Raw genomic sequence first — 23,283 nt, forward strand, 5'->3', positions numbered from 1 at the left:
TCATTTGTTCCGGAAAGAACCACTGCCTGAATCAAATAAAATGTACGTGGAAAATAACTACGTTATGTTGAACTGACTCCTGCAAATATTTATCTCTATTTTTAATCAATGACCGATGAACAACGACTAAGAGACGAAACAACACTTCCGGATTCCAACTATGACGCAAAATTCGATGCATTTGGCAGATTAATTGGCTTACAAGTATATGACAGCGAATATGTCTCATTTGAATATAGCGGAAATTTATTGCAGTTTATTGGATCATTTCACTTTTTAACAGACTTATCCATTTCTGTTGAAAATAGTGATGTAATTCTAGACGATCTTAATCACATTGACGCATTAACCCATTTGGAATGCCTCGTGATAATCAATGGCGGATATAAAGACATTTCGCCGTTGAGTCGAATGCTACGCCTCAGAACTTTATACTTACCTGGTGGTCTTATAGAAAATATAGAGCCTGTAAGGAACCTTGTAGAATTAACCGACTTAAACTTATCAACTAATAAAATAACGGATATATCCGCTTTAAATGAGCATACAAAATTAATTACAGTAAAGTTATCCTGTAATGCGATAACAAACATTTTGGCGTTAAAATCATCACTTAGTCTCCAACAATTAATTATAGATGGTAATCAAATAACAGATCTTTATCCAATCGCCGAACTTAGCGACCTCAAAGTATTACACGCTGCGCGAAATAGAATAGCTGATATCAGCCCGCTAAAACACCTATTAAAACTTACATCGCTCATTCTTTCAGGAAATCAATTGATTAGTCTTGGCCCCCTTGAACCTCTTAAAAAACTCGAACTTCTAGAAATTGGTGGTGTTTATTGCGATGATTTGTTGCCTATCCGTGATGCTTCAAATCTAAAAAAGCTCACGGCGAGCCATATTAAATACATTGATGGAACTATAATTGGAAGGTTTGGGAAACTGACAGGTCTTAGCTTAACACATTGCAATATTTCGGATGTTTCATTTGCCAAGACCCTAACTGGCCTCTATTACATTGAACTGGACAACAATATCATAGAAGATGCGAGTCCCCTGTTTTCCTTGCCTAATTTATATAGGATAAGTTTGCGCAATAATTGTATCACCACACCTTTCCCAACCGATCCACACAGCCCCTTTGCGCTTGATTTAACAGGTAATCCCATGTGCCCCAAAGCTTCAAATCTCAATGAGTATTTAATAGAAGCTGCTCAACATTACTATAATCATGGCTACTTTGATAAAGCACTCGCCTATCATTACATTGACGCCAACGAAAAGAGAGCATTGTTTATTTATTTTAAAAAACTTGCTGCAACCGATATTTCAGAAAACTACTATCGCTTATATTATTTGATGCGTTGTGAGCAAATAATAAAAAAGCTGAATATTGACGATCAGGAAACCGAAACAATAAAGGCGCAACTGATTAAAATTGTACGTGAAAGTAACTTTTTCAATAAGCGGGAACTATTAATAAGTTTGAAAGAAAACGGCGAAGCTGTAAATAATTACGAGCTATTTTCAGAGTATATCACTTATTTAAAAAGTAATCCTAATCCCAAACCCAATCCAGAAATTGCTTATTTCCTGGCCAAAACATTCATGCGGCAAGATGACCTGCCTCAATTATTATCAATTTACAAACAGCTGCTTGATAAGGGCCTCCCAATTCATTTTGCCGTTTATCATATTATCCAAAAAGTACTTGATTCCTCCGGGCGTAGATTTCAGCTATACGATTATTATCTCGATTTACTTATTAATGCCCGTGACCGGGAAATTGCTCACTTTGACGTTTTCAATTACCTGAATTTTATTTTTGGGAATTACGTCCACAACATAGCGCCCCTCCGGTCTAAATCAAAAGACTGGTCGGATCAACCGGCAGAAAATAAAATCGGCTGGAAGATAGTTTTTGGAATCTTAATTGTCTCGTTCGCCTTTCTTTTCCTAAACAAAGGCTGTCATTAGTACCATATTTTAACCCGATCTAAACCTTATGGCCGCTCATGCGTATAAAGCAGATACGCCATATCAGAGGCCATTTAAGCTATTGAAACATAGCTATACTATTAAATATTTACCATAATAACAATGCGTTTAATACTTTAGTATTTTAACAAATTTTTGTTTCTTAATTTATTAACTTCATCTGTAGCATCACCATATTATTAACCTAAAATCATCCTGAAGATAAGGCAGCATCATTTTGTAAACAAGGGTTGGGTAAATTACTTTACAGACCCTGAATTTAGTGCTGAAAAATGTCAGTTGGTACTTGCTTTCGGTGCATCGAAGTTAATTACCGTCCTGAAATTTATGATTATCTTAAAAAGAGCTATCCTAATGCTAATGTAGTTTTTGCCTCCACAGCTGGGGAAATTATGGGCAGTGATGTGTATGACGACAGCATTGTTGTAACCGCGGTTGAGTTGGAAAAATCATTATAGTCTGTACTGCTACCCATGTAAACAAACAGGCCAACAGTGCCGAAACAGTACCTTTTTGGAGGCACAGCTCGAGAAAAAGGACTGAAATTACGAATTCCTTACATCAGACGGAACCGGGCAGCGTCACCGGCCAAACAACTCCTTACGGGAACCTTACCAGGATTATCGCCGTTAAAGCCGTCAACCAGTTCACTTCCGTTTATAAAAGTATCCGCTTCAAAAACGCGCATAATACACTCTGTAAAAACCAATTACAAACAAAAGACATTTACAGTTCCATTTTTTAAAAACAGATACGGCGAAGCGTGAAAATTTTCTTACTTTTGTATCCCGTACAGAAACAATTGGCCGCGGTATAAAAGCCCGGTCATTTTCAAAAAAAATCATGACTAAATATATTTTTGTTACGGGCGGTGTTACCTCATCGTTAGGAAAAGGTATAATCTCTGCTTCTTTAGCCAAACTCCTTCAATCGCGCGGTTACCGCGTAACCATCCAAAAGTTTGATCCTTATATCAATATCGATCCGGGAACACTTAACCCTTATGAGCACGGCGAATGCTATGTAACCGAAGACGGTGCAGAAACCGATCTTGACCTTGGCCACTACGAGCGTTTCCTGAACACTCCTACGTCAAAGGCCAACAACATCACTACCGGCCGCATTTATCAAAATGTAATTAATAAAGAACGTGAAGGAGCTTTTTTAGGAAAAACTGTACAGGTAGTGCCCCACATTACCGATGAAATAAAAAGAAACTTCCGCATATTGGGCGAAAGCGGCGATTACGATATCGTGATCACCGAGCTTGGCGGTACTGTAGGCGATATTGAATCATTACCATATATTGAGGCTGTAAGGCAATTCCGCTGGGAAATTGGATCGGCTAACTCTCTGGTTATCCATCTTACACTGGTACCATTCCTTGCAGCAGCAGGCGAATTAAAAACCAAACCTACGCAGCACTCGGTAAAAATGTTATTAGAGTATGGTATCCAGCCCGATATCCTGGTTTGCCGTACCGAACACCACCTTACCAACGATATCCGCAAAAAAATAGCGCTGTTTTGTAACGTGAATATCAATGCTGTTATTGAGTCGATTGACGCACCAAGTATTTATGACGTGCCTTTGTTAATGCTGAAAGAACAGCTTGATAAAACTGTGTTGACCAAATTAAAGCTTCCGCACAAAAACGAGCCAAACCTCGAAAACTGGAAAGAATTTCTTGGCCGCCTGAAAAACCCGACTGCCGATGTACGTATTGCGTTAGTTGGTAAATATGTGGAGCTGCCGGATGCTTATAAATCCATTACCGAAGCCTTTATCCATGCAGGTGCTAAACAGGAATGTAAAGTGCGGGTTGAATATATCCCTTCGGAACAGCTTACGCCCGAAAACGCTGTTGAAAAATTAAAAGGTATGCACGGCGTACTGGTTGCCCCAGGATTTGGCGAGCGTGGTTTTGAAGGCAAGATCCAGGCTATACGCCATGTGCGCGAAAATAATATCCCTTTCTTTGGTATTTGTTTAGGTATGCAATGTGCGGTAGTTGAGTTTGGCCGTAACGTATTAGGTTTTGAGGGTGCCAACAGTACCGAAATGAACCCCGAAACCCCTTACCCGGTTATCGGCATGATGGAAGATCAGAAAAACATCACCAACAAAGGCGGTACCATGCGTTTAGGCGCTTATCCCTGCGATATTAAAAAAGGCACTAAAGCAGCGGCTATTTACGGAAAAAACCACATTTCGGAAAGGCACCGTCACCGTTATGAGTTTAATAACGAGTATCTTAAGCAATATGAGGCCGCCGGCCTTACCCCATCCGGCATAAATCCTGACAATGGCCTGGTGGAGATTGTAGAGCTTAAAAACCACCCGTTTTTTGTCGGTTCGCAATTTCACCCCGAATTAAAATCAACAGTTGCTAATCCGCACCCACTTTTTATTAACTTTGTCGCCGCTTCGCTGGCTTATGCCCGCAAAAAATAAGTAATTGTACGATAATTAGATAATGGATAAAAATACGTTTACAGGATTATTCCTGATCATGGCGATCATTGCCGGCTCGATATACTTTTTAAAGCCATCAGAAGCCGACCTTAAAAAAGAGCGCGAGGTACAGCACCAGGATTCGCTGAAAAAAGCTGGTGCCGCTGTAGCTGCCGCTGCTGCTAAAACCACAGCTAAGTTTGATACCGCCAAAACAGCCAAAGTTGACTCGGCCTTGTTAAAAATGCCTTTTGGCGCCGCATCTGTTGGTAAAGAAGAGTTTGTTACCATTGGTAATAAAGAGCTGCTTATTAAATTAAGCACCCACGGAGGCAAAGTAGTTTCCGTTGAGTTAAAAAACTACAAAACTTTTGATAAGAAGCCCCTGGTGCTTTTCAGTGGTGACAATAACCAATTTGGATTGAAGTTCGCCGCCGGTGTTGCCAATATCAATACCAACAATTACTATTTTACCCCAAGTGCAAAAGAACTTAACATAGCCGAAAAAGATTCCGGTTCGGTTACGATGCGTTTAAGCTACAGCCCTACCCAATATATTGATTATGTATATAGCTTAAAAGGTGATGGTTTTAAACTTGGGCTAACCATTAAGCCTACCGGTCTTGACGGCGTTATTGCCAACAGCAGCACCATTAACCTTAACTGGGCCACCAGCCTGCGCAAACAGGAAAAAGACATCAAAATGGAGCGTCAGTATTCAACGGTGTACTATTACAATACCGATGGGGATGCTGATTACCTAAGCGAAGGCAAAGACGATCAAAAAACTATCAGCGATAAAAAAATGGCCTGGGTTGCTTTTAAACAACACTTCTTTTCAAATGTGCTGATAGCTAAGGGCGGCATTTCCAAAACAGATATTGCTGTTGCTACTGATTTTAACGACACCACCGATGTAAAACAAATGAAAGCCGACCTGTCGCTTACCCGCGGTACAGATGGTTCTTTACCCTTGGAGTTTTACTTTGGCCCTAACCGTTTTAATACGCTTAAAGACCAGGGGCATGACCTTGATAAACTGGTTAACCTTGGCTGGGGACCATTAAAATACATCAACCGTTTCGCGGTATTGCCGGTATTTAACTTCCTTAACAAATTTAACTGGAACTATGGTTTGATCATCCTGGTATTGACTGTATTGCTTAAGCTGGTATTATCACCTCTTACTTACAAGTCATACCTTTCAATGGCCAAAATGCGTGTGCTGAAGCCCGAAATGGATGAAATTAAAGCTAAAGTTGGTGAGGATAACCCTACGTTGTTACAACAGGAGTACCTGAAGCTGTACAAAAAGGCAGGTGTTAACCCATTGGGCGGCTGTTTACCATTGCTGATCCAGATGCCTATAGTTATTGCGTTCTTCCGCTTTTTCCCAAGTTTATTTGAGCTAAGGGGCGAAAGTTTCCTGTGGATGCATGACCTTTCAACTTATGATTCGGTTATTAAATTCGCTCCGATAGCTTTCCTTGGCGGCGTTAACCACATTAGTTTAATGTGTTTACTGATGACCATTTCAACGTTGATCTATACTTATTTCAACAACCAGATCTCCGGTGCTACAGGGCAAATGAAATACATTGGTTACATCACTCCTTTGGTATTCCTGTTCACGCTTAACAGCTACCCTGCCGGTTTGAACTATTATTACTTTTTGGCCAACATGTTCACCTTTTTACAGCAATACCTGATCAAATTCATGGTTGATGATAAAAAGATCCATGCCCAGATTCAGGAAAACAAAAAGAAACCTGAAGATACCAAGAAGAAAAAATCAGGCTTTGGTGCTAAAATGGAAGAGATGATGCGCCAGCAACAGCAGATCCAGGCTAATAAGAATAAGAAGTCTTAAGTCTTTAGTCGGAAAGTCCGCAGTCCGAAAGGTATTGAAGCCCTTGAGAAACTTTCTCAGGGGCTTTTGTTTTGGTGCCTAATTCCCATGCTGTAAAGCTGCTCAATTCCTCACAAACCAAACTTTTTAACTTTCGGACTTTCCAACTGCAAACTTTTCGACTTTTTTAAACAACACTAAAATAATTAGCAAATTTATATTACATTTGAAATATCATGTATGCAATTGTCGATATAGAAACTACTGGGGGGCATGCCAGCGCTAATGGTATCACCGAAATAGCGATATGCATACATGATGGGAAAAAAGTAGTAAAGCGGTTTGAAACGCTTGTTAATCCGCAGCGTGAAATCCCTATTTACATCAGCGCCTTAACAGGTATTACCAACGAGATGGTAAAGGATGCCCCCCCTTTTGAGGATGTGGCAGCTGATATTTACCACCTCATTCACGGCAAAATCTTTGTAGCGCACAATGTAAATTTTGATTTTTCTTTTGTCAGATATCATCTCGCTGCCGCGGGATATGATCTGCAAACAAATAAGCTTTGTACTGTAAGGCTTGGGCGTAAGATATTGCCAGGTTTGCCTTCATATAGTCTTGGCAGATTGTGTAAACATTTGGGTATCGATAATCAAAGCCGCCACCGTGCCATGGGCGATGCTGAAGCTACTGCCGAGCTGTTTACCTTATTGCTGAACAGTGATACAGAGAACCACATCAAACAGTCGCTTAAGCAAGGTTCAAAAGATCAGGTGCTGCCACCCAACCTATCCAAAAAAGACATTGACCAGTTGCCATATACACCTGGCGTATATTACTTTCATGATCAAAAAGGCAAAGTGATATATGTAGGCAAAGCCAAAAACGTTAAAAAAAGGGTAAGCAGCCACTTTACAGGCAACAACCCCGGCTTTCAGCGCCAGGAATTTTTACGCAATATATACCAGATCAGTTATCAGGTTTGCGGCACCGAGCTCATCGCCTTTGTTTTGGAGGCTATTGAAATCAAGCGCTTATGGCCCAAATATAATCGCTCGTTAAAACGCTTTGAAAATGCGTTCTGCCTTTATGCCTTTGAAGATCAACGCGGGTATATTCGCCTGGCAGTTGATAAATACCGCAAATACAGCGACCCAATATATACCTGCAATTCCCTGCTTGATGGCTATAATCTGCTCAACAAACTGATAGAAGCATTTGACCTGTGCCCCAAGCTTTGTTTTATACAAAAAAACAATGAGCCCTGCGTCAGTGCAGCAGGAAGTACCTGTGCCTGCGAAGGTGTTGAACCTCCCGACAGTTATAACGAAAAGGTTAACAATGCCATCGATCAGCTTAAGCAAGCTTTACCAACGTACGCTATCAGGGATGAGGGCCGTACCGGCGATGAACACAGCTGTATTTTGGTAGAAAAAGGCCAGTTTTATGGCATGGGCTATATCTCCCATTATTTTGATGCCAATAACATACAGCAACTCAAAAGCTATCTCACACCTTATCCGGGGAATGACTATATCAAAAATATTGTAGCAACTTATGCTTCAAAATATCCGGACAGGATGGTGGTGTTTGGGTAGACTATCTCTCTAATAAAAACTTATAACTAAATAATTATCTAACAAGTTAAATAAATCCACACAATTGAGTTTTTGATTTGTTACTCTTATAACATTTACCAACAAAAACTTGAAACAATGGATAGTATCAATCAACAACAGCCTGAGGATAATATGAAGGACTTGAATGGACCTGAAGCCCTGGCCAAGATTAAAGAACTTGCCGAAAGCGCAAAAAGCTGCTTCTTTGTGAGCAGTCTTAAAACAGGCGTACCTGCTTCAGTGAGGCCAATGTCGGCACAGAAAATTGATGATGAGGGCAACTTCTGGTTTCTGAGTGCTAATGACAGCCATAAAAATGAGGAGTTAGCTAAAGATCCCTTTGTCCATCTGCTTTTCCAGGGGTCAGGATATTCAGACTTTTTAAACCTTTATGGCATAGCTACTATTACCGAAGATAAAGAAAAGATCAAAGAACTATGGGAACCGACACTCAAAGTGTGGTTTACGGAAGGTATCGACGATCCGCGCATCAGCGTTATTAAAGTTGAACCAACCGAAGGCTATTACTGGGACAATAAACATGGCAATGCCGTTGCATTTGTAAAACGGGTCGCCGGTGCAGCTATCGGCAAAACCATTGATGATTCGGTTGAGGGAAAGCTGGTTGTCTGAAATAAGAATTTTCAGAATTATTGAATTTACAGAATAAAAAGCGGCTTAGGTATAATTATCTAAGCCGCTCTTGCTCTTAAGTTTTGCTAATCAAAAAGCTCCCGCTTTAGGGGGTTGGGGGACCAAATATTTATCAAACCATTCAATATAGCGCTTCAGTCGGTCAACCTGGTAACTGGGCACGGTGATGCCATGATATTGGCCAGGATAAAGTACCAGTTGTGTTGGTATACCCTGCGATCTCAGCGCTTCATACATTTGTTCGCCTCCGCCGGTTGGCACGTTAAAATCTTTTAAACCCGACATGAACTGGGTTGGCGTTTTTATTTTATCGGCATGAAAAAACGGGTACGATAGCTTAATGTACTTATCAGCATTTTTCCAGGGCGGGCCTAATTCATTATCGTATTGCATCACCCATTGATCTGATCCATAAATGGCTAACTGTAAGGCACTGCCCGCCCCGCTTGATGCTGCTTTAAAGCGGGGATCAGTAGCTATGGTATAATCGGTAAGGATGCCTCCGTAACTCCAACCACCAATACCAAGGCGGTCTTTATCAGCTATCCCAAGTTTAACCAGTTCATCTACAGCACCCAGTAAGTCTTTCACTTCCTTATTGCCCCAATCAGCATAAATAGCTTTGGTATATTCAATGCCTCGCCCTGTACTGCCACGGTAATTTACAGCGGCTACTGCATAACCTGCACAAGCCAACGTTTGCCTGATCTCATCAAACTCAAACTCGTCCTGATCGGTGGGGCCGCCGTGAATGTAAAGAATGAAAGGCATTTTCTTAGTAACTACGCTATCGGGCGTATAAAGTATCCCCGAAACCAGTGTGCCATCGCTGCTGAACGACTGGAAACCTTTCACATAAGCCAGTTTAACCTCGCTTAACCATTTCTCCTGGTGAAAAGTTAAACGGCGGATCTTGCCATTTTCAACAGCCACCAATTCGTTGGGTATGTATGGAGTGGTCATTTTACCCACCCATACGCCTAAGGAATGGCCAATGATATCAGAAAAACTGCATTCGTTCCCCTTATAAACCACCACAGATTTACGGAGAAGCAAATTATACCTGTTGATATAGCGGATCCTGTCGCTACTTACTACGTATTCAAGGTCTTTACCGTCCTTGCTCCATGCAATATTGCTAACAGGCCTGTCCAACTGATCTGTTAATGGGCGATTATTTTTTCCGTCGGCATCCATCAGGTACAAAACATCGTGCTGATAAATGAAATAATCGGCATCGCTTGTTGACCGCAGGTAGGCTATGCGCTTTCCGTCAGGGCTCCAAATGGGGTTAATATCATGGCCGGTAAAAGTAGTAAGTTGTTTAGGCTCAGCACCGGGCTTAGCTTCTATCGTAAAGATGTCTGTATTTTCATTCCGATCCGGATCGGCTGTATGATTACTTACGTAAGCAATCGTTTTTCCATCGGGACTCCATTGCGGCGAACCATCATCCATGTTACCACTCGTAAGAGTGTCCAGTTTTTTTGAACCCACATCATATACGTATAAATGTGAATGCAGGTGTTGCAGATACCCTTCAATATCCCGCTTAAAATGGTACCGGTCTATTTTTATAGGAGGAGTAGTTTTAGGCGCTTCCTTTCCTTTGTTTTCGGGATCTTTAATGATCAACGCCAGCCTTTTACTATCCGGCGACCAAGCATACTCTTCAAGTTCACCTTTAATATCGGTGAGCTTGTGCCCCTCGCCACCACGCCTGTCCATCAACCAAACCTGCCCGTCGTTTTTTGAATCCTTTTCGGACAGATAAGAAATAAACTTACCATCAGGGGTCCATTTCGGGGTAGATGCCGGCTCATCACCATAAGTAAGCTGAATGGATTGCTTGCCGTCAAAACTCTGCATCCACAAGTGCGACACACGCTTATCTTTAGCTGTATCCACCTCAGATAATTCATAAACCACCCATTTACCATCCGGAGAAAGCTGTGGCGCCATCAGCGTTGGCTGTTTATACAGATCTGCAGGTTTAAGCGGCTTTTTCGCAGTTTGAGCAATCAAAGGCAAAGAAGCCAATCCGACTAAAATCAACAGGGCATATTTCATAAAACACGATAAAGAAACCGTTTCGAGGGCATAAAAATATTATTTTTTCAAATACTTATCATACCATTCCACATACCGCTGCAACCTATCAACCTGGTAACTTGGCTTAGTAAGCCCATGAAATTGATTAGGATACAATATCAGTTCGGTTGGAATGCCTTGGGTTCTCAATGCCTCGTACATTTGCTCACTGCCGATGGTCGGCACATTAAAGTCCTTCAGGCCCGACATAAACAATACCGGGGTTTTTATTTTATCAGCATGAAAAAACGGGTACGAAATCTGGATCCATTTATCAGCATTTTTCCAGGGTACGCCTATTTCGTTTTCGTACTGTAACACATATTGGTCGCTGCCATAAACTGAAAGCTGCAGCGCACTGCCCGCTCCGCTGGCTGCTGCTTTAAAGCGGGTATCGGAGGCTATTGTATAATCGGTAAGGATGCCGCCATAACTCCAGCCACCTATGCCCAGCTTATCAGGATCGGCGATGCCTAATTTCTCAAGTTGATCGACCGCACCAAGCAAATCTTTTACCTCCTTATTGCCCCAATCGGCATAAATGGCTTTACAATAATCCAGCCCGCGGCCATTACTGCCCCTGTAGTTCACAGCCGCTACAGCGTAACCGGCAGCAGCCAGCGTTTGCCTTGTAGCATCAAAACCAAATTCATCCTGCCCTACCGGTCCACCATGAATAAATAGGATCAAAGGATATTTCTTATTAGGAATACTGTCTGGCGTTAAAACAATGCCTGATACCTTGGTACCATCGACACTTGTTGACTCAAAGCCTTTTGCGTATGCCAATTGCACTGTATTTAACCATTCGTCGTGATGGAAAGTTAGCCTGCGAAGTTTTTTATCTTCCAAAGCGAATAATTCGGCAGGTGTGTAAGGATCTGTTTTTTGTACTATCCAATTGCCCGAAAGATTGGTAGCTATGTCGTTAAAAACGTAATCGCCTTTGTTTATCGTAGTTATCTTGCCGCTGTTGATATTGATATTGGCCAAATAACGTGTACGGTCGTCCGTTACTATAAATACAATATTCTTGCTGTCTTTAGCCCAGGTTTGCGCACCAACCGGGCGATCGAGCTGAAGCGTGAGTGGTTTATTATTTTGGCCAACTACATCCATAATGCACACCACGCTCTGATCATACATCATATAATCGGCGTCGCTGGTTGAACGGAGGTAAGAAATATATCTGCCATCGGGGCTCCATTGCGGGTTACCGTCCCTCCCCTTCCATGTGGTTAGCTGCAACATGCTGGCACCCGGCCGGGCATCAATGGTAAAAATATCGGTATTTTGATTTTTATCAGGATCGGCACTGCGGTTGCTTACAAATGCAATAGTCTTACTATCTGGCGACCATACCGGCGAACTTTCATCTTTATCACCCCTTGTTAATGTATCCAGTTTTTTTGTGGTTACATCAATTAAATATAGATGGCTATGCAAGTGCTGAAGATATCCTACTATATCCTGTTTAAAATGATAGCGGTCAATAACTATGGGTTTGGGGGTTTTAGGTTCTTCTTTGCCTTTATTTTCGGGGTCGCCTATCACCATCACCAAACGCTTGCCATCAGGGCTCCAGGCGTAGTCACTCAAATCGCCTTTAATATTGGTCAGTTTTACCCCTTCGCCACCCCGGCGGTCGATGAGCCAAACCTGTGAGCCTGTTTTTGAATCGCGCGAAGACAGGAATGATAAATACTTACCATCCGGGCTCCAGCGCGGCGACGAGGCAGCCTCCTCACCATGGGTCAGTTCGATGGACTCTTTGCCATCAAAACTCTGCATCCACAAATGTGATACGCGACGATCTTTAGCGGTATCAACATCCGATACACTGTAAGCAACCCATTTACCATCTGGCGATAACTGCGGGTCACTCACTGTTGGGATCCGATACACATCGGCAGGTTTTAAAGTTTTTTTTTGCTGGGCGAATACGTTAAATGCAGCTGAAAGCGCGAGGATTAGAAGTAATGTTCGCTTCATAAATGATGTATTTGATAGCGCCTGTAATTTAGTAAAAGAACCTTGATTTTTGGGGATAAAAGGATTGCCATGACCGGGATTACAAAATTCTGGCACATTAATGACCAGGGCAAACACATTTAAATATTTAGTAGCAATGAATGTTGCAATATAGTTACGAAATATGGTTGCGATTCAGGTAAACCATCAGCATCAAACTTAGCTAACCTAAATATCAGTTTAGTGTAACCCCTAAAAAACACAAGCAATTGATTATAAATACATTCAAATTAAAATATTAAAAAAGTGTTAACCCTGTTAACTCCCATTTCAGACATGTTTACCCTTTATTACTCACGATATTTTTGAGTAACCGACACTACAATTATTAGTACCGCCCTGCAGAAACCTGGCTTTTACTTCGGCAAATTTCAACTCAGCTTTCACTAACCGGATAATTTGCGTTAATTAGAATCATGTCTACAAAATTAAAGCTCCCTTTTGTTATCTGCCTTTTTTTATCCATTCTTAATACCCATGCTCAAACCCCGGCCATTCGCAACAATTACCAAACCGAAGCCGGCGTACCAAAGCTAAATATCGAACGATCAATGATCTACTCGCCGGATAAAGAGTGGCTTTACAACCATCATGCATCCATTATCCATTTTAAAGACCGCTTTGTGGCCATATGGAGCAACGGAATGGTTGATGAGGATTCGCCGGGGCAAAGGGTAGTTTATGCCACTTCTAAAGACTTTAAACATTGGTCGGCATTAAAAACCTTAGCCAATCCTGGCAAAGTCAACGATACGCTCACGGTTCTCACCGCCGCCGGGCTTTATCGATATAAAGGGACCTTAGTAGCTTATTATGGCGATTACGACAAACACCGTAATAACACCCACTTGTGGGCCAAAACCAGTACCGATGGCGAACATTGGAGCGAACCGCTTGATATGCATTTGCCTGTTGTACCAAACCACGGCCCGGAGGTTACCAATAGCGGAAGGCTGATCATCAGCGGTAATTTCACTTTCCCTTACACAGATGATCCCCACGGGCTTTCGGGTTGGAAACTAAGCAGTTTTTATCCCGATTCACTTTATAAGCAGGATAACCCTGCCATGTTTTATGCACCTGCTGCCAAATCCGGTTTACCGCCGCTTTGCGAAGGCTCATTTTTTGAAACGGATGACAAGATCCTGCACATGCTGCTCAGGGTAACCGGCAAGGGCTGGAAAGGCCATTTATGGCTAACTGAAAGCAGGGATAACGGTAACAGTTGGTCGCGCCCGGCGGAAGCTCCATTTTCGGATAATGACAGTAAATTTCATTTCGGCCGGTTGCCGGATAAGCGATTTTATTATGTTGGTATCCCTGATACGCTCCACCATTATGACCGTAACCCGCTGGTGTTATCCCTTTCTGCCGATGGCAAATCATTCGATAAAAACTATATCATCGCTAATGAGTTGTACCATCTCAAAAAAGAAGGTTTGTGGAAAGGTGGGCAATATGGTTACCCACATACCATTATTTATAATGGCCATATGTATGTAATCATTTCGAGGCAAAAGGAAGCTATTGAAACCTTACGGTTCAGCTTAAAACAATTAAAATAAATTCGCAGGGCTACATAATTAAACAAACAACGTATTTTGTACCAAAACAATTACACCGTTTTTTTATTTCGATAAACAGCCATACCTTATTACCGGTTAGGCTAAATTGTTATGCCGCTCACTCTAAATATAAACCTACCCTGCTCATGAAACCAACCCGTGATACTGCCTATCTTACCATTGCCACATCGATACTAAGCGCACTGGTACTTTTATTAACCTATTTTACACAAAACTTAACGCTCAACTTTCCGCCGGTCTTTAGGTATTTATCTTCATTTATTCATGTGATTTATTTTACCTGGCTAATGATATTTGTGGTGAGTATCTTAAAATACACCAGGGAAAAACCGCTTATCACCAACACCTTTATTATCTATTTAATTTACAGCTTGCTACTGGGACTTATCAATATTGCGATCAGTCTTTTTAGCATCCCTGTCGAAAAAATATTGATATTTTACACAGCGAACGGATTTGTTAATCTGCTCGCTGTAATATGCCTTGTGGTTATAGTCTTTTTACTGCGTCCGACAGAATTCCGGTTGCCTTTACGCGTTTTTGCCTTCAGTGAGTTATTTATCCTGTTGTTTTATACCGCAATGACACCACTACTTGTTTTATCGGGAAGTTCTGATTACCGCATCTACATCAAGTATCTCGGTCTTGTTTACCTGGTCATCCCCGCTGTGGGGTTATACATAGCTGTAACAGCCTTAAATTTTATCAATAACCAGCAATGGCTAAAGCCGTTCCATGAAATGGATAACCCCGGCCAGCCATATGATAAACCGGAGCTGTAACTTTTATTGTTTAACTCAATCTAATAAGCAAAACAGATACATAAACCTTAATAAATGCTAAGCATCCGCAATATTGTTAAACAATACGCCGGTCACCGTGCACTCAGCGATGTAAGTTTGGAAGTTGAAAGCGGGCAAATTTTTGGCCTGCTTGGCCCTAACGGCGCCGGTAAAACATCCCTTATCCGTATAGTTAACCAAATTACTGCTCCCGATTCGGGCGAGATATATTTTAACGGCGAAAAACTTAATCAATCGCATATCGAACGTATCGGTTACTTGCCCGAAGAACGTGGCCTGTACAAAAAGATGGAGATTGGTGAACAAATGATCTATCTGGCCCGGTTAAAAGGCTTAAACCGGGCTGAAGCTCAAAAACGTCTCAAATTTTGGTTTGAGAAGCTGGGGATGGAAACCTGGTGGAAAAAGAAGATAGAAGAGCTTTCAAAAGGCATGCAGCAAAAAGCGCAGTTTGTGGCCACCGTACTCCATGAGCCCGATTTGATCATATTAGATGAGCCTTTTAGCGGCTTCGACCCGGTAAACGCCGAACAGATTAAAGACGAAATATTGGAGTTAAATAAAAAAGGCGCTACTATTTTGTTTTCTACCCACCGCATGGAATCAGTAGAGGAGCTTTGTGATGCCATCGCCCTTATCCATAAATCGCACAAGATATTGGATGGCAAGGTTAAACATATCCGCAACTCATATCGTAACGAAACCTACCTTATTGAATATGCCGGCGAACGTATTGCATTTGATGGCAGTCAGCCTTTTGAAATAATGAGCGAAGTTATTGCCGATGATGACAATCACAATATCAAAATAAAACTAAAGGAGGGACATAATTCCAATGATGTATTGCAATACTTAATTCCTAAAGCGCGGGTAAATATGCTGCAGGAGGTTATCCCGAGTATGCACGAAATTTTTATTGAAAAAGTAAACCTAAATTCCACCGGCCATGAATAAAGTATTACTTATTATACAACGCGAGTACCTTACCCGTGTGCGAAAAAAATCATTTATCATCATGATATTCGTAGTACCGCTGCTGATCCTGGCCATGGGATTCGTTGTTGCCATGGTAGCTAAAGACAGCGATAAATTATCTTCTTTGCAAACGGTTAACGTGATTGATAAAAGCGGCGATTTCGCCAATAAATTCCATGACGTAACTAACGTAAAGTTCACCTATGCCCTCACCGATCTTAAATCGTCAAAGCAATTATTAAAGGACAGCGAGGGCATTTCTATTTTATATATCCCTGCAAACTATACACAGAAAGATTCGGTGCAGATCTTTTCGAAAAAGAAAGCCTCTATCCCTCTTTCCGAGGAAATTGAAAAGCAGATGAGTGATATTGCTTTTTCAAATAACCTCATCCGGCACCATATTGACACAGCCCTTTTACGCAGTATAAAAAGAACTAACATTTCATTAAACGCCATTGAAATTTCTGACAAAGGCGATAAGAACGCCAATATAGGTCCCAATATTTTGATTGGCATTGCCTGCGCTATCCTCATTTATATATCTCTGTTCATATACGGCGGACAGGTAATGCGCGGGGTGATCGAGGAAAAAACCAATCGTATTATCGAGGTGGTTATATCATCAGTAAAGCCTTTTCAGTTGATGTTGGGCAAAATCATTGGCGTTGGCTTAGTTGGCTTAACCCAATTTGGTGCCTGGATAATTTTATCTGTAATATCTACCAAAATAGCTGGCCACGCGCTTAACTCTCCAACCAGTCCTGTGATAAATGCGCTTGCGGTGTTACAAACCATTCCGTTCGGATATATTATGGGCTGCTTTATATTTTACTTTTTAAGCGGATATCTTTTATACGCTGCCCTGTTTGCGGCCGTAGGCTCGGCAGTTGACAGCGAGACAGAAACCCAGCAATTCATGTTTCCGATTACCATGCCGTTGCTATTCACTTATATTTTGTCGGTATCGGTGTTATTCCGTGCACCGGACAGCCCCTTGGCGGTATGGCTTTCCATGATACCCTTCACAGCCCCCGTTGCCATGATGGTAAGGATTCCGTTTGATCCGCCGGGCTGGCAGGTTGCTTTATCGATGAGCTTAATGGTTATTGGCTTTTTATGTACCACGTATGTTGCCGCGCGGATCTACCGTGTTGGCGTATTGATGTACGGCAAAAAAGCAAGCTATAAAGAACTGGCTAAGTGGTTCTTTTATAAAGAATAGTTTTCAAGCTTAAAGCCCAAGGCTGAAGGCTTAAAGCTACTTAAGCGTATCGGATTTCGGCATTACACCTAACTTAAGCTTTGGCCTTGAGTTTTCGGCTCATCAACAGCTTTTTTGCTTTAAGCCTTCAGCTTTAGGCTCAAAAAAACTATTTTAGCCGTATGAGTAAACGCGTTGCAGTAATGGATTTGGGTACAAACACCTTCCATTTATTGATTGCCGAAGGCGACATTCATGACTACCATGAAATTGTACATATTACGGAAGCCGTTAAGTTAGGCGAGGGAGGCATTAATAAGGGTTATATTTTGCCTGATGCCTTTCAGCGCGGCGTGAATACCATGCAACATTTTCAAGGACTCATTGCTGCCAACAATGTCACCAGTGTAAGGGCAATTGCTACTTCGGCCTTGCGGAGTGCCTCAAACGGTAAAGATTTCATTAAAGAAGTGGAGGCCCAAACAGGCATCGCTATCGAAATTATCGACGGCGAACAGGAAGCCGGCTTTATTTATAACGGTGTAAAGTTAAGTGGCTGTTTATCGGCCAAAAATTCGCTCATCATGGATATTGGTGGCGGCAGTGTAGAGTTTATTTTAGGCAACACCGATAAAATCCTGTGGAAACAGAGCTTTGAAGTTGGCGCCGCACGCCTTATGGACCAGTTTCACCACACGGACCCTATCCCTCCGGCATCTATCGAGGCTATGAATTTGTATCTTGAGGATAGGCTACATGATTTGTTCATCGCAACTACGAGCATTGAAATTGATACCCTTGTTGGCTCATCAGGCTCGTTTGAAACTTTCGCCGGATTGATTGAAACAGAAAAGGCCCGAGCTTTTGATTTAAAGAGTATTCAGCATTATGATTTTGATGAGGAAGAACTGTTAACCATCACCAATAAGCTCATTCTCTCAAGCCATAAAGAAAGACTGGGTAATCCGGGGATTATTCCTGTTCGGGTTGATATGATCGTAGCTGCCTCTTTGGTTACACGCTTTATTATGCACGCGCTGGATATCCATAAAGTAAGCATGTGTACCAATTCGTTAAAAGAAGGGGTTTTGGCGGGGATGTTAACCTAAATGGAGAAAACAACCCAGCATGACGAAAAACCGATCAGCAGAACAACAAGCGCACTAAACAAAAATTCTTTTCTCAAAGCAAAAATTGCCAATATTAGGCACAGTACTACGTGCAAAAAAATAAAAATCGCTTCAGCTAATATAATAAGCTCCTCATTAGCAACCCATCTGAAATATATGGTATAAGCTACCAATATCGATAGATTGATACCTACAACTATCATTTTTTTGCTGCCAGGGTCTTTCTTCTGCGTTTCCATTATAGCAACTTGTGAGATACTAAATCCTTATCATTGCAACACACGTTGAAAAACCAATTACTAAAACCAGTAAGCCGCCTAAAAACCAACTCCACTTACGGAAATACAATGAAAGTATAATACAAACAATCACCTGGGCAACCATTAGCAGCCCAGCTATTACACCGCCATCGGTCAGCAGACTAAGCAAGGTATAACCAACAAATACTGCCAGGTTAATTCCGACTATCTTGATTCCACCTTGGGGCTTGTTGCCAGGAAGCTGATTGGGTGGTTGTAATTGTTCTTCCTCTGTCATACCAAAATTTCTCCTCTTAATTGTTCAAGATATTCCCGCTTATCGTCCCTGTAAAAAATGTTCATGGTTTCAAAAGGGATGATCTGCATGTCTTTATTTACGATGTGCACACATGATTTTTTGATAGCCCGAACATCAAAATTCTGCGCATCTATAAATTGCATAATGATCACCCTGAACAGGTTATCATAGCTTAAACTTGGCGCGTCAATTTCAGGCAGGCAGCATAACAACGAGTGCAGGTGTTCTTTAGCTTTATCAACCGAATTACCTGTACTGAACATATTAAGCAGATGGCCTTTCAGGCGTTCATCGTTTTCATAAACAATAGTATTTTTTGAGTTATCCAATAGGTCATCCGGGTTTATCATCCGGGTCAGCGGAATCACTTCGCCTCTAAGCTTAAGGGCATAACCCATCACCAGGGCATCCGGGTTACAAGGTACCGGGATCAGGTCGTTTTTATTGAATACACTGGTTTGTTCAAGGATCGCGTTACGTACTTCGGTTAGGGTGTAACGGTCGGTTTGTTCATTAAAATTCTCTAACCTGCCGGCCTGTTGCGTAGGCTGAAAAGTTACGCCGCGAACACAGGGTTGCTGCAACGCGTATTCAATAATTGTACCTAATTCATCGGTATTTAAACCTTTTTGCAAAGTGACTACCAACGTTGTGGACAGATTGTACTTATTGAGATTTTCAATAGCCTTCTGCCTTACTTCGCGCAAATCCTCACCGCGCAACTGCTCAAGTGCCTCTTTTTTGAAAGAATCAAATTGCAGGTAAATCTCAAAATCGGGCATGTATGTGGCCAGCCGCTTTACAAAATTTTCATCTTTAGCTATGCGGATGCCGTTGGTGTTTACCATTAAATGCTTAATGGGCTTTGTCTTGGCAATATCCAGGATCTCAAAAAACTGAGGATGCACCGTGGGTTCTCCCCCACTAATCTGCACCACATCGGGCTGACCTTCATTTGCCACTACAACATCCAGCATCTGTTCAATTTCGGCCAAAGTGCGGTGCCTGCCGTAGGTGGGCGATGACATGGCATAGCAGGTAGGGCAGCTTAAATTACACCTGTCGGTTACTTCAACAACGGTAAGGCACGAGTGCTGCTCATGATCCTGGCACAAGCCGCAATCATAAGGGCAGCCATAATGTGTTTTGGCGTTGAACTTAAGCGGCATCTCACTTCGCTTTGCATAGTTGCGACAGTTTTTATAATATTCCACATCTGTGGCAATCAGCACCTTTTCAAAACCATGCCGGCGGCAGTTTTTAAGCATGTAAACCTTATTATCCTCAAAAACAATCTTTGCATCAACCCGGCGTAAACAGGTGGAGCAAATGCTTAACGTAAAATCATAGTATATATACGGGCGTTCAGGCATGGTTTACAAACAGCTTTTTAGGATATAAAAATACTTTATAATAATACAAAATACCGGCGAGAGAAACTAACTGAATTACCGATAAACCAAAAGCGAAAAAATAATCTGGCTTGATAAATTCAACCAGTAGCCTGAAAACAAGGTAACTTGCCATGAATACTTTAAATCTTGCACCATCGGCAAAACGGTGGTTTTGTTCTATGAGTTTGAGTATACCCCAAAGCATCAACCAAAACACAATTTCATACAAATTGGTAGGATGCCTGCGGATGCCGTCACCAAAATCAATAGCCCAGGGCAGGTTGGAGGCTATGCCATAAGTCCCATCTTCCAGCCCGGCCAAAAAGCACCCGGTACGGCCAATAACCATAGCCAGGATCAATGGGTAAACCATCAGATCGCCGGATGACGCGGTTACTCCCAATTGTTTTTTTGTAAGCTCAACGCCTATCAATCCACCAAGCATCCCACCCACTATGGTTTTATTGCCCATAATATAGATGATATTGAAATGCGAGAACAGCAACGGTGGGTTTTCAAAGATCCCTACAAGGTGCGAGCCAATAAATGCGCCTGCCGCTGCACCGATAAATATGATAAGTCGATGTTCGGTACTAATCTTATCGGCAGTATGTTTCCGCAACCAGGCATAATACTGGTAACCTAAAAAGTACGACAGTGTCTCGCAAATAAAATGTACGGGAATTGATGAATTGCCTAAAGGTATATTTACAGGGAATTGCAAGTTTAGTTTTTATAGGCACTAAAATAGTTTTTTTATTATGCTGATAAGTAAGTATCTATAAAATCAAATTTTAGTCCCATCCTTTGTATATTGGGTGCTTAAATGCACACCATGAAATTAAAATTTATCGACATTGGTTTACTGTCGATTTTAGCACTCAGCGCATCGGCGCAAAAAGGGAAACTCAATCCAAACGATACTTCATCAAACTACAACCCGTCGGCGGCTTTCTCGCCTATGTTTTATACCGAAAAAGGTAACGATTTCCATTCGGCTAATGGCGCACCCGGTCCAAGGTATTGGCAAAACCGGGCAGACTATAATCTGAAAGTTGCCCTGGATACCGTTAAGAAAACAATCAGCGGTACGGTGGTGATCAACTATACCAATAACAGCCCGGATGCATTGCCTTACCTTTGGCTGCAGCTTGATCAAAATACTTATAAACAGGATGCCCGCTCTAACTTCTTCACAGACCATACCCCCGGCGCCGACCAGCATACCAGCGGTTACCAGATAGAATCCGTTTCGGTTGATAATGGCGATGTAGTTAAACCCGTACCATTTGTAATTACAGATGCCCGCATGCAGGTACGCCTTGCACACCCGCTGCAAAAGGGGGCAATAAAACTGCGTATTAATTATCATTACACCATCCCGGGCGCTTTTGGTGGCCGTACAGATTATTGCGATACCAAAAATGGCAAGATCTACGAAATTGCACAGTGGTTTCCGCGCATGTGTGTTTATGACGACAGTCACGGCTGGGATACCCTGCCATTTCTGGGCAGCGGTGAGTTTTATTTAGATTATGGCGATATAGATTATTCGGTAACCGTGCCATGGGATATGATCGTAGCGGGATCGGGCGAATTGCTTAACCCTAAAGAGGTATTGACGGCTAAACAAATAGTCCGCTTAGACCAAGCCCGCAACAGTGATAAAACCATCATGATCCGTGATTTGGCCGAGGTTAATGATCCTGCCAGTCGCCCGGTTAACAAGGGTACCCTCACCTGGCATTTCAAAATGCTCAACACCCGCGATGTTGCCTTTGGTGCATCAAAAGCTTACATATGGGATGCAGCAAGGGTTAACCTGCCTGGTGGTAAAAAATCATTAGCAATGAGCGTTTACCCGGCCGAAAGCTATGGCAACGATGCCTGGGGCCGGGCTACCGAATATCTCAAAAAATCAATTGAATACTTTTCGGAAAAGTGGTTTGTATATCCTTACCCGGTTGCTATTAACGAAGCCGGTATTGCCGGCGGCATGGAATACCCGGGTATTGTGTTTGACGGCATCACCGATAAAGGCAGCGTGCTTTACTGGGTAACCGCGCATGAGATAGGCCATAACTGGTTCCCGATGATTGTGGGATCAAATGAGCGCCGCTATGGCTGGATGGATGAAGGCCTGAACACCTTTATCGACATTTATGCATCCGATGCCTTTAACAAGGGTGAATATGCCCCTAAACGCGATAGTGAATACGCTCCCGGCGGCGGAAACCCTGCCGATGAAATTATCCCCTCACTGCTTGATCCGCAATCGCCAAGTATTATGACCGCTCCAGATGCCATCCCCGAAAAATACCGCCATCCGCTTACCTACTATAAGCCGGCATTTGGCCTGGTATTGCTGCGCGAGCAAATTTTAGGGAAAGACAGGTTTGACTACGCCTTTAAAAACTACATTAACCAGTGGGCTTACAAACACCCACAGCCTGATGATTTTTTCCGTTCGATGGAGAATGGAGCCGGCGAAGACCTTTCCTGGTTTTGGAAGGGCTGGTTTTATAATAATTGGCTGGTTGATATAGCGCTTATCGACGCGAAATATGCAGGTAAAGATGCATCCAAAGGTATCACCATCAAAGCGGTAAACAAAGAGCAGTTGCCCATGCCGTTTACTGTTGAGGTAAAATTTAAAGACGGCGGCAAAAAACGCTTTTACCTGCCGGTTGAAACCTGGCTGCAATCCGGGCAAATCACTTATACACTGCCTACTAAACAGGAAGCTGAATCGGTAACCATTGATCCCGACAACGCCCTGCCTGATCTTAACCGCGGCAATAACAGCCAAAAGGTTAAATAAAGCATATAATGCCAGGTGTTCAATTTTTAAAGTGGAACACCTGGCGTATTTTCTTAAATAAACAAATACTGATTATCAGATACTTGCATTTTACACAAAACACAAAC

19 protein-coding genes are annotated in these 23,283 nt (G+C 42.2%); 12 read left to right on the forward strand and 7 right to left on the reverse strand.

Annotation, left to right across the window (positions count from 1 at the left end):
- Window positions 1-108 precede the first annotated feature (108 nt).
- Both J3L18_RS13330 and J3L18_RS13335 read left to right on the forward strand, forming a co-directional pair.
- Window positions 109-1,983, forward strand: coding sequence for a leucine-rich repeat domain-containing protein (locus J3L18_RS13330; protein WP_129567517.1), 1,875 nt, complete (start codon window positions 109-111; stop codon window positions 1,981-1,983).
- Between the two features lie 293 nt (window positions 1,984-2,276).
- Window positions 2,277-2,462, forward strand: coding sequence for an FIST N-terminal domain-containing protein (locus J3L18_RS13335; protein ID WP_129567518.1), 186 nt, complete (start codon window positions 2,277-2,279; stop codon window positions 2,460-2,462).
- A 98-nt stretch (window positions 2,463-2,560) separates the two neighbouring features.
- Here J3L18_RS13335 and J3L18_RS13340 read toward each other — a convergent pair whose 3' ends face one another.
- The gene (locus J3L18_RS13340) at window positions 2,561-2,692 is read right to left on the reverse strand and encodes a hypothetical protein (RefSeq protein ID WP_262511163.1); all 132 of its coding nucleotides are present in this window, start codon (window positions 2,690-2,692) and stop codon (window positions 2,561-2,563) included.
- Between the two features lie 155 nt (window positions 2,693-2,847).
- Here J3L18_RS13340 and pyrG point away from each other — a divergent pair, with 155 nt between their 5' ends.
- The 4 genes from pyrG to J3L18_RS13360 all read left to right on the forward strand — a co-directional run bounded on the left by pyrG (window position 2,848) and on the right by J3L18_RS13360 (window position 8,562).
- Window positions 2,848-4,458, forward strand: coding sequence for a CTP synthase (gene pyrG / locus J3L18_RS13345; protein ID WP_091171501.1), 1,611 nt, complete (start codon window positions 2,848-2,850; stop codon window positions 4,456-4,458).
- 22 nt (window positions 4,459-4,480) lie between these two features.
- The gene (gene yidC / locus J3L18_RS13350) at window positions 4,481-6,328 is read left to right on the forward strand and encodes a membrane protein insertase YidC (RefSeq protein ID WP_129567519.1); all 1,848 of its coding nucleotides are present in this window, start codon (window positions 4,481-4,483) and stop codon (window positions 6,326-6,328) included.
- 215 nt (window positions 6,329-6,543) lie between these two features.
- Window positions 6,544-7,908, forward strand: a complete 1,365-nt coding sequence (locus J3L18_RS13355) for an exonuclease domain-containing protein (protein WP_129567520.1) — start codon at window positions 6,544-6,546, stop codon at window positions 7,906-7,908.
- A 117-nt stretch (window positions 7,909-8,025) separates the two neighbouring features.
- Window positions 8,026-8,562: a pyridoxamine 5'-phosphate oxidase family protein gene (locus tag J3L18_RS13360; protein ID WP_129567521.1), complete on the forward strand. Its 537-nt coding sequence runs from the start codon at window positions 8,026-8,028 to the stop codon at window positions 8,560-8,562.
- Between the two features lie 90 nt (window positions 8,563-8,652).
- Here the strand turns inward: J3L18_RS13360 and J3L18_RS13365 are convergent, their stop codons facing one another.
- Together J3L18_RS13365 and J3L18_RS13370 are read right to left on the reverse strand one after the other, a co-directional pair.
- Window positions 8,653-10,653 (reverse strand): alpha/beta hydrolase family protein, encoded by a 2,001-nt coding sequence (locus tag J3L18_RS13365; RefSeq protein ID WP_129567522.1) that lies wholly within the window; start codon window positions 10,651-10,653, stop codon window positions 8,653-8,655.
- A 39-nt stretch (window positions 10,654-10,692) separates the two neighbouring features.
- Window positions 10,693-12,666: a S9 family peptidase gene (locus J3L18_RS13370; protein WP_129567523.1), complete on the reverse strand. Its 1,974-nt coding sequence runs from the start codon at window positions 12,664-12,666 to the stop codon at window positions 10,693-10,695.
- Between the two features lie 455 nt (window positions 12,667-13,121).
- Between J3L18_RS13370 and J3L18_RS13375 the strand changes: the two genes are divergently transcribed.
- From J3L18_RS13375 to J3L18_RS13395, 5 genes are all read left to right on the forward strand, one after another.
- Complete coding sequence (locus tag J3L18_RS13375; RefSeq protein ID WP_129567524.1) at window positions 13,122-14,270, forward strand: exo-alpha-sialidase; 1,149 nt, start codon at window positions 13,122-13,124, stop codon at window positions 14,268-14,270.
- 146 nt (window positions 14,271-14,416) lie between these two features.
- Window positions 14,417-15,073, forward strand: a complete 657-nt coding sequence (locus J3L18_RS13380; protein WP_129567525.1) for a hypothetical protein — start codon at window positions 14,417-14,419, stop codon at window positions 15,071-15,073.
- A gap of 54 nt (window positions 15,074-15,127) precedes the next feature.
- The gene (locus J3L18_RS13385) at window positions 15,128-16,048 is read left to right on the forward strand and encodes an ABC transporter ATP-binding protein (RefSeq protein WP_129567526.1); all 921 of its coding nucleotides are present in this window, start codon (window positions 15,128-15,130) and stop codon (window positions 16,046-16,048) included.
- Window positions 16,041-17,294, forward strand: coding sequence for an ABC transporter permease (locus tag J3L18_RS13390; RefSeq protein WP_129567527.1), 1,254 nt, complete (start codon window positions 16,041-16,043; stop codon window positions 17,292-17,294). The genes J3L18_RS13385 and J3L18_RS13390 overlap by 8 nt, the downstream gene beginning before the upstream one ends.
- 161 nt (window positions 17,295-17,455) lie before the next feature.
- The gene (locus J3L18_RS13395; protein ID WP_129567528.1) at window positions 17,456-18,382 is read left to right on the forward strand and encodes a Ppx/GppA phosphatase family protein; all 927 of its coding nucleotides are present in this window, start codon (window positions 17,456-17,458) and stop codon (window positions 18,380-18,382) included.
- Here the strand turns inward: J3L18_RS13395 and J3L18_RS13400 are convergent.
- From J3L18_RS13400 to J3L18_RS13415, 4 genes are read right to left on the reverse strand one after another with little or no spacing between them, the layout of a single operon-like run.
- Window positions 18,379-18,642, reverse strand: a complete 264-nt coding sequence (locus J3L18_RS13400; RefSeq protein WP_091171466.1) for a hypothetical protein — start codon at window positions 18,640-18,642, stop codon at window positions 18,379-18,381. The two genes, J3L18_RS13395 and J3L18_RS13400, sit on opposite strands and share 4 nt — an antisense overlap.
- 19 nt (window positions 18,643-18,661) lie before the next feature.
- Window positions 18,662-18,940 (reverse strand): hypothetical protein, encoded by a 279-nt coding sequence (locus J3L18_RS13405; protein ID WP_091171461.1) that lies wholly within the window; start codon window positions 18,938-18,940, stop codon window positions 18,662-18,664.
- Window positions 18,937-20,334 carry a radical SAM protein gene (locus J3L18_RS13410; protein ID WP_129567529.1) on the reverse strand — a complete coding sequence of 466 codons (1,398 nt, stop codon included), beginning with the start codon at window positions 20,332-20,334 and terminating at the stop codon, window positions 18,937-18,939. The genes J3L18_RS13405 and J3L18_RS13410 overlap by 4 nt, the downstream gene beginning before the upstream one ends.
- Window positions 20,327-21,079: a prolipoprotein diacylglyceryl transferase gene (locus tag J3L18_RS13415; RefSeq protein ID WP_129567530.1), complete on the reverse strand. Its 753-nt coding sequence runs from the start codon at window positions 21,077-21,079 to the stop codon at window positions 20,327-20,329. Before J3L18_RS13415 ends, J3L18_RS13410 begins: the two co-directional genes overlap by 8 nt.
- A gap of 111 nt (window positions 21,080-21,190) precedes the next feature.
- On the opposite strand from J3L18_RS13415, the gene J3L18_RS13420 reads away from it, so the two are divergent.
- Window positions 21,191-23,176 (forward strand): M1 family metallopeptidase, encoded by a 1,986-nt coding sequence (locus tag J3L18_RS13420; protein WP_189549001.1) that lies wholly within the window; start codon window positions 21,191-21,193, stop codon window positions 23,174-23,176.
- Window positions 23,177-23,283: the final 107 nt, after the last annotated feature.

The organism is Mucilaginibacter gossypii, assembly GCF_017569325.2.
In the GTDB taxonomy this organism is placed as follows: Bacteria; Bacteroidota; Bacteroidia; order Sphingobacteriales; family Sphingobacteriaceae; genus Mucilaginibacter; species Mucilaginibacter gossypii.